The sequence below is a fragment of the Bacillus sp. EB01 genome (assembly GCF_000613125.1).
In the GTDB taxonomy this organism is placed as follows: Bacteria; Bacillota; Bacilli; order Bacillales; family Cytobacillaceae; genus Bacillus_D.
The window spans coordinates 4,538,724-4,551,345 of record NZ_HG964497.1; the positions used below are offsets into that span (position 1 = coordinate 4,538,724).

Sequence of the window (12,622 nt, forward strand, 5' to 3'; positions counted from 1 at the left end):
AGCGCAAATTTGGCAGAAAAGGAAGCGGTATATGTCATTTCCGACTCGGTAGGTGAAACAGCTGAGTTTGTTGTAAAGGCGGTAGCAACCCAATTCAATGGCGGATACGTCGACATCCGAAGGCATTCTTATGTTGAAGACTTCGAGGACCTGGAGGACGTCATCATGCTTGCCAAAAAGGGAAATTCAATCATAGCCTACACACTTGTCATCGAGAACATGAAAGATTATCTCGACAAGAGAGCCGCAGAAGAAGGTATCATGGCAATTGATTTGTTGAATCCACTCATGGAGGCTTTTACTAAAAAGTTTAACAAGGAGCCCCAGCATCAGCCAAGGCTAATGAGAAAGCTTGATGATGATTACTTCCGCAAGGTCGAAGCAATCGAATTCGCTGTTAAATACGATGATGGTCGTGACTCAAGGGGAATATCCAAGGCTGATATTGTATTAATCGGTGTTTCAAGGACATCCAAAACACCTTTATCGATGTATTTAGCTCATCATAGATACAAAGTCGCAAATGTACCGCTAGTCCCGGAAGTACCACCCCCAGATGAAATTTACAGCTTGCCAAAGGGGAAGTGTGTTGGGTTAATCATTACCCCCGACAAGCTGAATTCGATAAGGAAAGAACGACTGAAGGCACTTGGGCTGACTTCGTCAGCCAATTACGCAAGCTTCGAGAGAATCCTGGAGGAGCTTGATTACGCTGAGCGGATCATGAAGCGGGTAGGCTGCCCAATCATCAATGTTTCCAATAAGGCAATAGAGGAAACTGCAAGCCTGATTATTGATGTCTTGAAAAAAGAGAGGAGTACGAGACGATGACAAAGTATGTTTTTCAGTTCGATGAAGGAAATAGCCAGATGAAGGACCTGCTTGGTGGAAAGGGTGCAAACCTGGCTGAAATGACCAACATTGGCCTTCCGGTACCATTTGGGTTTACTATCTCCACAGAAGCGTGTAATGCCTATTACCAAGCGGGTGAGGCTATTCCAGCAGAAGTGACCTCGCAGGTACTGGAAGCACTCCAAAGTCTTGAATCTAAAATGGGGAAAAAACTTGGCGACCCTGCTAATCCGCTGCTTGTCTCTGTCCGTTCCGGTTCGGTCTTTTCCATGCCAGGCATGATGGATACAATCCTTAACTTGGGTCTGAATGCTGAAACAGCTGAAGGTATGGCGAGGCTTACCAATAATCCACGATTTGTATATGATTCATATAGAAGGTTCATTCAAATGTTCAGCGATGTAGTCCTTGAAGTAGATGTGTTTTTCTTTGAACAATTCCTTGAGGAAGTAAGGGAGAGCAAAGGCTATTCTTCAGATCCCGAGATGAAGGCGGAAGATTGGCTCGAAGTCATCGAGGGCTATAAGGCAATTGTCCAAAAACATACGAGGAAGCCTTTCCCTGAAGATCCAAGGGAGCAGTTATTCCTTTCAATCAACGCAGTCTTTAATTCATGGAACAACCAGAGGGCAATTGTATACAGGCGCCTGAATAAAATCCCTGACCATCTGGGGACAGCTGTAAATATACAAAGTATGGTTTTCGGCAATATGGGCGATGATTCCGGCACTGGGGTAGCATTTACCAGAAACCCTTCCACAGGTGAAGCGACCCTTTATGGCGAATATCTTATTAATGCCCAAGGCGAAGATGTGGTGGCGGGAATCCGTACGCCATTGCCAATTCGCACCTTAAAAGAGGAAATGCCTGATGTATACAGCCAGTTTGCCGATACATGTGAAAAGCTTGAAAAGCATTACCAGGATATGCAGGATATTGAATTCACTGTAGAACGCGGCAAGCTGTATATTCTTCAGACGAGGACTGGAAAAAGGACAGCCCAGGCAGCCATCCGGACTGCGGTCGAGATGGTTGAAGAAGGCCTTATTACAAAGCAGGAAGCCCTTCTTCGTGTAGACCCTGACCAATTGAACCAGCTTTTGCACAGAAGGATTGATGATAAATTCGAACGTATCCGTCTGGCCAAGGGATTGCCTGCTTCTCCGGGGGCAGCGACCGGTATAGTTGTTTTTGATGCTGATGAGGCAGAAAGCTATGCGAAGGAAGGAAAGAAAACGATCCTGGTCCGGCCTGAAACAACTCCGGATGATATCCACGGCATCATTGCAGCCGAGGCTGTAGTAACGAGCCGTGGCGGCATGACGAGCCATGCCGCCGTTGTAGCCCGCGGTATGGGCAAGGCTTGTATATGCGGATGCGAAGCTATGAAAATTGACCTAAGGGAAAAGAAGTTCTATGTCGGCGATACGGTTGTCAATCATAGGGATATCATTACAATTGACGGCGGAACTGGTGAAATCATGCTTGGGGAAATCCCTATGATTGAACCAGAGCTCTCAGACGAGTTTCAGCTGCTGCTTGCATGGGCTGACCAGGAAAGGGAAATTGGAGTCAGGGCAAATGCAGATAATCCTGTAGATGCGAGAAAAGCACTTGAATTTGGAGCGGGCGGAATTGGATTATGCCGGACTGAGCATATGTTTATGGATCCGGAAAGGCATCCGATTGTTCAGGAAATGATTCTTGCCGATGATTACGAGGATCGCATCTCTGCCCTTGAGAAGCTTCTTCCAATGCAGCAGAGTGATTTTGAGGGAATTTTTGAAGTGATGAAAGATCTCCCAGTAACAATCAGGCTGCTTGACCCTCCGCTTCATGAATTCCTTCCTGATAAGGAAGAATTATTAGTGGAGATAACCAAACTTCAAATCCTCAGTCCAGAAGCGCCTGAACTAAAGGAAAAGGAACTTTTATTGAAAAAGGTACGCCAGCTCGATGAATTTAATCCAATGCTTGGCCACCGGGGCTGCCGGCTTGGTATGATTCATCCTGAAATTTACTCAATGCAGGCAAAAGCAATCTTTTATGCAGCAGCCCAGGTTGCTGAAAAGGGGATTGAAGTTAAGCCGGAAATCATGATCCCGCTAGTGGGGCATATAAATGAGCTTAAAGAAATGCGGAAACTTGTCATCGAAGCGGCAGAACAAATCCAGCAGGAAACAGGCAGGGTTTTTGATTACACCATCGGAACAATGATTGAGATCCCAAGGGCTGCCCTTACTGCCGATGAAATTGCTCAGGAAGCAGATTTCTTCTCCTTTGGCACAAATGACCTAACCCAAACGACATTTGGTTATAGTCGTGATGATGCAGAAGGTAAGTTTCTCCAAGCTTATATTGAGCAGAAGGTGCTTCCGGAAAATCCTTTCGCTGTGCTGGACCAGGATGGTGTCGGCAAGCTTGTTGAAATGGGTGTCAAGCTTGGCCGTACTGCTAAGCCAACTCTTAAAACCGGGATTTGCGGCGAACATGGCGGCGAAAAGAATTCAATCGATTTCTGTTACAGAACGGGCCTTGACTATGTGAGTTGCTCTCCATTCCGAGTGCCTTTGGCGAGGCTGGCTGCTGCCCAGGCAACCATTCGCCATGGTAAAACCAAAAAAGCTACCGTTGTCAAAGTATAAAGTGAATCTTCAATCAGTGGGGGGCTTCATCCCCCACTGATTGTTAGCCGCGCGAAGCCCGATTGATTTTTCTAAGGGCTGAAGCCCAAGAAAAATCTTAATTCACTAATCGGGCTTTTACGGGCAGTTGATCCCCATATTTCCTTTTCATTTTTACTTGGAAATTTGATGTGAGGGTCTTACTGCCCGTTAATGCGGGATAAAATGTGACAAAATCTTTTTGCTTGAATTTTTCGGAAAGATAGTATACTATTTTTCTATCTTAGGATGAGCATAAAGGGGAGTAGCTTTTACAGCAAAGTCGTCAGTTCGAGGTATATGCCTCCGGCTTTGTTGGCAACAGTCATGTTGTTAGCAAGACCTTTACCTGTCAAAGGGTAAGGGTCTTTTTTGTGGAAAAAAAGGGCCCGAGCCGCTGTCGGGGCCCTTTTCTTTTGGGCAAAAATAGTACCGGTTTAGTGAGGGAACCTAAGGGAACATTAATACCATGTTCAACTCTCATTATGCGGTACAATTGATTTTTTTAATTGCTGCAAGGCACTAAAGGAGGAACTTGAGTGGAAATTTTATCAATGGAATTTTTGACAGCACTGTTGTCGATCATCATGATTGACTTGGTGCTTGCAGGTGACAATGCAATTGTCATCGGGCTGGCGGCAAGGAATTTGCCTAAGCATCAGCAAAAGAAAGTTATCATCTGGGGTACTGTCGGTGCAATCGCTATCCGGGCCCTAGCAACTGTAATCGTGGTATGGCTTCTGCAAATCCCGGGCCTTCTTGTTATTGGCGGCGTCCTCCTTATCTGGATTGCCTACAAGCTGCTCGTTGAAGAAAAAGGCCATGATGTTCAGGCTGGCGACAGCTTCTGGGCGGCTATTCGAACAATCATCATTGCGGACGCATTGATGGGTCTGGATAACGTCCTTGCTGTCGCGGGTGCGGCGCATGGAAATTACCTGCTCGTCATTCTGGGATTGCTTATTTCAGTTCCGATTGTCGTTTACGGAAGCACTCTTATCCTGAAATGGGTTGACAGATTTCCAATCATTATTACGATTGGTGCTGCGATCCTTGCATGGACGGCTTCAAAGATGATTGTTGACGAGCCTTTCCTTGCAGACTTCTTTGTGAATCCAGTTGTTAAATATGGATTTGAGCTGCTTGTTGTCGTAGTCGTTGTAGCAGCTGGAACGATGAAAAAGAACAAACAAGAGAAAGTGCACGAGGCATCCTAGTAGGTTGTGTTGGCGGGGACTGGATATGAATCCAGTCCTTTTTTCGTCGTCATATCTTTTCGAGGAAGGTTATTCAACGTAATTTATCGGTCTAATCAGAAATTTATCGGTCCAGGAAAAAGTTTATCGGTCAAACAGGTGGGAGACGGCACAGAAGTAAAGCGACGAGGAGGCTGCCACAAAGAAACTTCCCCGAAATCGTTTGAACGAAATGACGCTCATTCGCTCATTATTCCCCAACTGGGGTAAACTAAGTAAAAAGCAAAATTTAAAAAGGAGTTACCCTCATGCAGGAAATCGTCGATGCTTATAAATTGGCAGTCGAACAAACTAAAAAGAAAATTAAAGAAGATATAAGCAAATACCTTGAAACGAAGGAAGCTCTGCCGCCTTTTAATCAATATGCTGAAGATCGTATGCATTATTTAGAACAGCTCTGGGTGAATGTCTGGCTGAACAAGGCGACAAATAGCGTTTCCAAGAAAGCCAAAAAGGAATTCCTCGCTGAAAAAGGCTTTGACACCGAGGGAGTGGACCGGAAGCTAATTAATCGCCTTTTCAGAACAGAAATACGTGACTTTTCGCCCTTTGATGTCAATGGGTGGGTGGACTCTGAAATTGGAAAAGCGCCAGAGAAGTGGCGAAAAATGTATGACCGGGCCAGGAAGAATTATAAGGAAAGGCTAGAAGCTGAAAAAGTGCAACAGCAGCGTGAAAAAAATACACGAAGTATCGTCGAACACGCTGAAGCAGTTTTTCATGACCATGAGATGCTGCTTTACCTGCTAACAAGACATATGGTCGCGCAAGAGCTTAAGAAAGATATGGAGCAGGGGAAAAAATATAAAAGAATTGATAGTTTTAGGCTTGAGGAAAAGTTAACCGAAATTGGTCCATTCTCTGTAGATGATTATTTACATGTTTATGAATTTTTTGATGAATTTACTGGTGATATTCATAAAACAAACGACCGCGGCAGGTATTATTTTGAATACGAAACCTACTATTACCCGTACGAGAGGCTAATAGGCAGTTTTGTGCTAAGGGAATCAGCTAAATTAATATCGGAAAGTCTCCCTGGCGAACTGGCCGGATTTTTTGTTGGCGGAGATGAAAGACCTCAAAATGGAAATTATGCTTCATTCCTCATTGCTGAAATGGCAGAGGATCTTTCGAGGGATTTTATTGAACGGATTGCGGATGAATACATGGACGATTTGATAAACCTGACTGACATTCCGTTTGATCCGGAAAAACACCTGGCTATTTATGAACAGAACCTGAAGGAAGCCGAGAAAAGGCAGGCTGAAGAAGAAGCTGAGGCTGAGAGACAGGCTGCAGAGGAACAGAGGATGCTTGATGAGGTATTTGGTGTTGAATACCGTATATCAAGTGTCCGAAATGTAAACTATGTTCTTCATATTGGTGAAACCAATACCGGCAAGACACATCATGCGCTGACAAGCATGATGGCGGCATCGAGCGGCCTTTATTTGGCACCGCTCCGTCTACTCGCCCTCGAGGTTTATGACAGGCTGAATTCACAGGGGGTACCGTGTTCACTCAAAACAGGTGAGGAAGAAAAGCTTGAACCAAATGCCAATCATTTTGCCTGTACGGTTGAGATGTTCCATGAAAAAGATTTTTATGAAGTGGTAGTTATCGATGAGGCACAAATGGTAGCGGACCGGGACAGGGGATTTTCCTGGTATAAGGCTATCACAAAGGCGAATGCACGTGAGGTCCACATCATTGGCAGCAGGAATATTAAAGAAATGGTGCTTCATCTGCTTGGGAATGCGGACTACGAGATGATTGAATATACCAGGGATATTCCGCTTCAAGTTGAGGATAAAGAATTTTCCCTGAGGAACACAAGGAAGGGAGATGCGCTTGTTTGTTTTTCCAGAAAACAAGTCCTTTCAACTGCTGCAGCCCTTCAAGGTAATGGCCATAAGGTTAGTATGATATATGGCAGTATGCCTCCAGAGACTAGAAAGAAACAAATGCAAAGATTCATCGACGGGGAAACTGCGGTAATTGTCGCTACAGATGCAATTGGCATGGGTCTTAACTTGCCGATTCGCAGGATTGTATTTTTGGAAAATGAAAAATTTGATGGCACATCCAGACGGAGGCTTACTTCACAGGAAATTAAGCAGATTGCCGGGCGGGCAGGGAGAAAAGGCATCTATAATATCGGTAAAGTCGCATTCGTGTCAGATATACAAAGAATGAAAAGGCTGCTGGAAGCTGAGGATAAGCCAGTCAATGTTTTCGCGATTGCACCAACAAACGCAGTCTTTGAGCGATTTCAACGATACAGCCGTAACCTTGGCGATTTTTTTGAGCTTTGGGAAAAATACCAGAGCCCGCCTGGGACGAAAAAGGCAGAACTGGCCGAAGAGCGCAGCCGTTATGAGTTAATTGAAGGAACCTTTCTTGAATCAAAGTTTCCTATGATGGAGCTTTATGGCTTTCTCCATTTGCCTTTCTCGGCAAAGGAACCGCAGCTTACCGAACAATGGCTTCAGACTATGGAAGCAATTGCTACTGGAAGGGAGCTTCCTGAACCCTCGATAAAACGACGCAATCTGGAGGATATGGAACTGACGTATAAGGCAATCGGCCTTCATTTGTTATTTTTATATAAGCTTGGAATGAGGACAGAAGCTATTTATTGGGAAAGAATGCGTGAGCAAGTTAGCGATGGAGTCCATGAGGAACTGAATGATGTAGGAAAAAGTATTCAAAAAAAATGTAAGATCTGCGGCAAGCCTCTTCCAGCGGATTTCCCATATGGAATATGCAATGAATGCCACTCACATCAAAAGAACAGAAAATACGGGGGGAGAAAGTTTGGGAAAATGCGAAGAAGTACAAAGAGAAAACCTTAATGAATACGAACTTATGTTCGTAATTTAGTGGGTTATATGGTATAATTAACATAATCGGTGGTTCAAAAGGGTGGGACAAGCACTCCCGGTGAAAGGGGGTGATGCTTATATGACGGTCTTTCAAGGTTTGATGTTAGCCATTTCATTTGCAAGCCTGATTGTTGCTGTAATTGCAGCTGCCCATAAAAAATAACCCACCCTTCAGCCGGCAAGCGATAAAGGCGGGTTAATTGACTTTAATTCCGATTCCTCAACCGGGAACCATCGATGGGGCTGTGCATGCTGTAACCATGCATGGCCTTCTTATTTTTATTTCTTCTTTAGTTCATTATACCTGAAATTCTTAAAAAAGAAAATATCGTTGCCTTTAGGAAACCAAAAAGGAAGTATGTTAATAATGTAATTTGGAATTTTATTCAGATAGTTATAACGAAACGGAACAAGCCTTTAGTAGGCCTTTCATAGTATCAGAGTAAAATAATTGGGTTTCCATATGCTTAAGCTCCGCTGCATCATCGGAGTACCGTTGTTACACTTGGCTTTGGTCACCTTTTTATCGTTTTACCTCATTGTATCTCCTCGTGACAGCAGGCCAATTGACGACATTCCACCAATTATCTACGTATTTACCGCGGTTGTTTTCGTATTGAAGGTAATAAGCATGTTCCCAAACATCAAGTGGCAGAAGTGGAATGACATCCCATTGGCTGAGGTTTTGATGCTTTTCTGCCTGAAGGATTTCGAAGCGCCTTGCCCTTGGCGACCAAACAAGGATTGCCCAGCCTGAGCCTTCCACTTTTTTTGCTGCTTCACTAAAATGTGCTTTAAATTTATCGAAACTGCCAAATGCACGGTTTATTTCATTTAAAAGCTCACCCTGGGGCCTCCCGCCAGCATTTGGTGCCATCGTTTCCCAAAAGAGTGTATGCAAATAATGTCCCGCTCCATTGAAAGCTGCTTCCCTTTCCCAGTGCTTCAATAAAGTAAAATCGTTTGTTTCCCTCGCCCTTGCCATTTCAGTTTCTGCCTTATTTAAGCCGTCTACATAAGCTTGATGGTGCTGAGTATGATGGAGCAGCATGATCCGCCTGTTAATATACGGTTCGAGTGCCCCGTATTCGTATGGAAGTCGTGGAAGCACATGCCTGCCTATCGGTATTTGCCGGGCAAGACCTCCTCCTGTATGTTGTTCTTCAACCTGCAGCCATTTTTCATAAAGAACATTTGCCTTATTTTCGGCAACCAGTGCATATTCAGGTGATTGTTCACTTCTCTGTTGTAGGCTGCTCTCTAATTCTTCTAAAAAAAGGTCCAGTGAACGAGTAAAATCAGGCAAGGTACCAGGTGCGGCCCTATCTTGCAGTAAAGCCGTTGAATGAATTTTCATTCCCACAGCCCAATTCTTAAGTTCGTTAATGTAGTGAATTGCATCTGTTCGCACTACCATCCCTCCCTATTCATCCTGCCAACATAAATAGTATGTTTGAATCCAATATTTAGCACTTTTATTTTTTATTTTCTCAGTTGAACTAAATAGTTTTATTTTACTGGAAACGAAGGTACAAAAATCTAAACGAAATGCTAGTAAATCTTTCGTGGCAGAGTGTTTCGATGTACTTTACGACAGCATTCTCTTAAACTCTCTCTGATTAGAAGGTCTCTTGAGTGTCCGAAAATCTGACGAGAAATTATATTTAGATAATATTATTTTATTGAGCACAGGTTTTCTTTTTTAGAAAGTGGGGTATAGAAAAGCTTGGGTATAGTCCGTATGGAACCGCTTTATAAAAATATTATTAAAAAATAATAAGTTTTCGGATAATTATAAGAGGTTTTTACAGTCGATATGTCGAAAAGTAATGTATGACCTGTAGGATGGTTATGCAGGAAATAATTATTATGTTTATGCAAGTAATTATAAGGAAACTAGAATACTATTAAAAATGGCAGGTGAACGGGATGGTATTTCGTCCAACAGAATACCAGCTTCATTTATTTCATGAAGGAGCGCTATACAAAGGCCACGAACTATTTGGGGCCCATGTCCTGAATGATGGGGACCAGCCATACACCCGATTCTGCGTTTGGGCTCCAAACGCTGTTGAAGTCCGACTTGCAGGGGATTTTAATAACTGGAATTCCGCGGGCTACTCATTTGAAAGAGTGAATAAAGAAGGTGTATGGGTCTATTACGAAAAAGAGGATATGACCGGTGCCATCTACAAATATGAAATAACCTCAAAGACAGGAGAAAAGCTTTTAAAGGCTGATCCATACGCATTCTTCTCGGAACTTCGGCCAAATACAGCTTCAGTCGTTCAGCCGCTTGATGGGTATAAATGGAATGACCAGTCCTGGCTGAAGAAAAGGGCGAAAAAGGAACCCATCGGTGAACCGACAGCGATATATGAAGTGCATCTTGGGTCGTGGAAAAAGAAAGAAGATGGGGAATTCCTCACATACCGGGAAATTGCTGATGAATTGATACCTTTTGTTCTTGAACATGGGTACTCTCATATTGAAGTGATGCCTGTTACCGAGCACCCCCTGGATATTTCATGGGGCTACCAGACCACAGGCTATTTCTCGGTTACTAGCAGATACGGCTCTCCGCATGATTTCATGTATTTCGTGGATAAATGTCATCAGAATGGCATAGGGGTCATTCTTGATTGGGTTCCTGGACACTTCTGTAAGGATGCCCATGGCCTATACCGGTTCGACGGCGGATTTGCCTATGAATATAAGAAAGAAATCGATAGGGAAAATCATGTATGGGGAACAGCCAATTTTGATCTTGGGAGGACGGAAGTAATCAGCTTCCTGATCTCGAGTGCGATTTTTTGGATTGAACACTACCATATTGATGGCTTCAGAGTTGATGCCGTTGCCAATATCATTTATTGGCCGAACTCTGAAAGGGCGGTCAACACATTTGGGATCGAATTCCTTAAAAAACTCAACTCCGCTATAACTAAATTTTCACCTAATATCCTCATGATTGCCGAGGATTCCACGGATTGGCCAAAAGTAACTGAGTCCCCGGACAATGGCGGCCTTGGATTTACTTTTAAGTGGAATATGGGCTGGATGAATGACATGCTCAAGTACATGGAAACAGATCCAAACCAGCGCAGGCATCATCATAATAAGGTGACCTTCTCACTTATGTATGCTTTTTCCGAAAATTTTGTTCTACCTTTCTCTCATGATGAAGTGGTTCACGGTAAGAAGTCGCTTCTCGATAAAATGCCGGGAGATTATTGGCAGAAATTTGCCCAACTCCGACTGCTTCTTGGATACCAAACAACCCATCCCGGGAAAAAGCTGACTTTCATGGGAACAGAGCTGGGCCAATTTTCCGAATGGAAAGATAAGGAGCAGCTGGATTGGCATCTTCTTGATTATGAGAAGCATGCGGAATTGAACCATTATGTAAAAGAGCTTAACAAATTATATAAGCGATCAAAACCGCTATATGAATTAGACTCCTCACCCGATGGCTTCGAATGGATTGACCCAAACAACCATAATCAATCTGTTTTCTCATTTCTTCGGATCGGCAAAAGAGATGATGAATTCTTAGTTGTGGTTTGCAATTTTACCTGGCAGGCTTATTCCAATTACAGGATAGGAGTTCCCGCTCCGGAAAGGTATCGGGAAATCCTCAACAGCGATGATGTGGAATTTGGCGGTTCAGGTGTTATCAATAAAAAAGTAATTAAGGCAGAGGAGATTCCGTATCATGGCAAGCCATTTTCGGTTGTTATGGATGTACCGCCGTACGGAATATCGATTTTAAGGCCTGTTAAAAAAAGAAAGGGGATAAATGCCAATGTCAAAGAAGAGGATGGTAGCCATGCTTCTGGCGGGAGGCCAGGGCAGCAGGCTAAACTCACTAACAAAAGAATTGGCTAAGCCGGGAGTCCCGTTCGGGGGCAAATACAGAATCATTGATTTTCCGCTTAGCAACTGCACGAATTCAGGAGTTTATACGGTTGGGGTACTGACCCAGTATCAGCCACTTGTCCTGAACAGTTATATCGGGATTGGAAGCGCCTGGGACCTCGATAGGATGGATGGGGGAGTAACCGTACTTCCGCCATACAGTGTCTCATCGGAAGTGAAATGGTATGACGGAACAGCAAGTGCCATCTTCCAGAATCTAAATTATCTTAGGCAATATGACCCTGAATATGTACTGATTTTATCAGGAGACCATATTTATAAAATGAATTATGAACTTATGCTTGACCATCATATTGAAAATAACGCTGATGTCACAATATCAGTTATCGAGGTCCCTTGGGACGAAGCCAGCCGATTTGGCATTATGAATACCAATGAGGACTTGTCGATTGTGGAATTCGATGAAAAACCGAAAAATCCAAAGAGCAACCTTGCATCGATGGGTATTTATATTTTTAATTGGAAGGTTCTTGAGGAATATTTGATTCGCGATGATGAAAATCCTGAATCGTCCCATGACTTCGGGAAGGATATTATTCCGCTGCTGTTAAGGGATGAAAAGAAACTTGTGGCTTATCCTTTCAAGGGCTACTGGAAGGACGTTGGTACTGTTCAAAGCCTTTGGGAAGCAAACATGGATTTACTCGATGAAACATCGGAATTGAATCTGTTTGACCAGTCGTGGAGGATTTACTCGGTTAACCCGAATCAGCCGCCGCAATATATTTGTCCGGAAGCTCGGTTGACGGAATCTCTTGTCAATGAGGGATGTGTTATTGAAGGAGAAGTTGTGAAGACGGTTGTATTCCAGGGCGTTTCCATTAAAGAAGGAGCGTTTGTAAAAGAATCTGTTATTATGCCGGATGCAGTGATTGGCTCTGGCAGCGTAATCGAGAAAGCTATTGTTTCACCTGGCATTTCCATTCCTGAGGGAGCTGTTATTAAAGGCAGCGATGAGGAAGTAGTACTAATCTCTGAAGACACATTGGAAGAACTATTATCTAAAAAATAGTAGAAAAGGAGG

At 43.6% G+C, this 12,622-nt stretch carries 8 protein-coding genes; 7 read left to right on the forward strand and 1 reads right to left on the reverse strand.

Annotated features, from left to right (window positions below):
• The first annotated feature begins 9 nt into the window (after nucleotides 1-9).
• The 5 genes from TY16_RS21320 to TY16_RS26995 all read left to right on the forward strand — a co-directional run bounded on the left by TY16_RS21320 (nucleotide 10) and on the right by TY16_RS26995 (nucleotide 7,822).
• Nucleotides 10-831, forward strand: a complete 822-nt coding sequence (locus TY16_RS21320) for a pyruvate, water dikinase regulatory protein (protein WP_043933781.1) — start codon at nucleotides 10-12, stop codon at nucleotides 829-831.
• Nucleotides 828-3,497, forward strand: coding sequence for a pyruvate, phosphate dikinase (gene ppdK, locus TY16_RS21325; protein WP_043933782.1), 2,670 nt, complete (start codon nucleotides 828-830; stop codon nucleotides 3,495-3,497). The genes TY16_RS21320 and ppdK overlap by 4 nt, the downstream gene beginning before the upstream one ends.
• Before the next feature lie 557 nt (nucleotides 3,498-4,054).
• The gene (locus TY16_RS21330) at nucleotides 4,055-4,732 is read left to right on the forward strand and encodes a TerC family protein (RefSeq protein WP_043933783.1); all 678 of its coding nucleotides are present in this window, start codon (nucleotides 4,055-4,057) and stop codon (nucleotides 4,730-4,732) included.
• Nucleotides 4,733-5,019: 287 nt separating this feature from the next.
• Nucleotides 5,020-7,629, forward strand: coding sequence for a helicase-related protein (locus tag TY16_RS21335; protein WP_043933784.1), 2,610 nt, complete (start codon nucleotides 5,020-5,022; stop codon nucleotides 7,627-7,629).
• Nucleotides 7,630-7,699: 70 nt separating this feature from the next.
• Nucleotides 7,700-7,822, forward strand: a complete 123-nt coding sequence (locus TY16_RS26995) for a putative holin-like toxin (protein WP_231505660.1) — start codon at nucleotides 7,700-7,702, stop codon at nucleotides 7,820-7,822.
• Nucleotides 7,823-8,182: 360 nt separating this feature from the next.
• Here TY16_RS26995 and TY16_RS21340 read toward each other — a convergent pair whose 3' ends face one another.
• Nucleotides 8,183-9,016: a superoxide dismutase gene (locus tag TY16_RS21340; RefSeq protein ID WP_081773161.1), complete on the reverse strand. Its 834-nt coding sequence runs from the start codon at nucleotides 9,014-9,016 to the stop codon at nucleotides 8,183-8,185.
• A gap of 572 nt (nucleotides 9,017-9,588) precedes the next feature.
• Here TY16_RS21340 and glgB point away from each other — a divergent pair.
• Together glgB and TY16_RS21350 are read left to right on the forward strand one after the other, a co-directional pair.
• The gene (gene glgB / locus TY16_RS21345; protein WP_043933785.1) at nucleotides 9,589-11,547 is read left to right on the forward strand and encodes a 1,4-alpha-glucan branching protein GlgB; all 1,959 of its coding nucleotides are present in this window, start codon (nucleotides 9,589-9,591) and stop codon (nucleotides 11,545-11,547) included.
• Nucleotides 11,465-12,610, forward strand: a complete 1,146-nt coding sequence (locus TY16_RS21350) for a glucose-1-phosphate adenylyltransferase (RefSeq protein ID WP_043933786.1) — start codon at nucleotides 11,465-11,467, stop codon at nucleotides 12,608-12,610. The genes glgB and TY16_RS21350 overlap by 83 nt, the downstream gene beginning before the upstream one ends.
• Nucleotides 12,611-12,622 lie beyond the last annotated feature (12 nt).

Excerpts from the sequence above, each read along its gene's own strand:
- ppdK (WP_043933782.1), top strand. The coding sequence starts at position 828 with ATGACAAAGTATGTTTTTCAGTTCGATGAAGGAAATAGCCAGATGAAG.
- TY16_RS21335 (WP_043933784.1), top strand. The coding sequence starts at position 5,020 with ATGCAGGAAATCGTCGATGCTTATAAATTGGCAGTCGAACAAACTAAA.
- TY16_RS21340 (WP_081773161.1), bottom strand. The coding sequence starts at position 9,016 with ATGAAAATTCATTCAACGGCTTTACTGCAAGATAGGGCCGCACCTGGT.
- glgB (WP_043933785.1), top strand. The coding sequence starts at position 9,589 with ATGGTATTTCGTCCAACAGAATACCAGCTTCATTTATTTCATGAAGGA.
- TY16_RS21350 (WP_043933786.1), top strand. The coding sequence starts at position 11,465 with ATGTCAAAGAAGAGGATGGTAGCCATGCTTCTGGCGGGAGGCCAGGGC.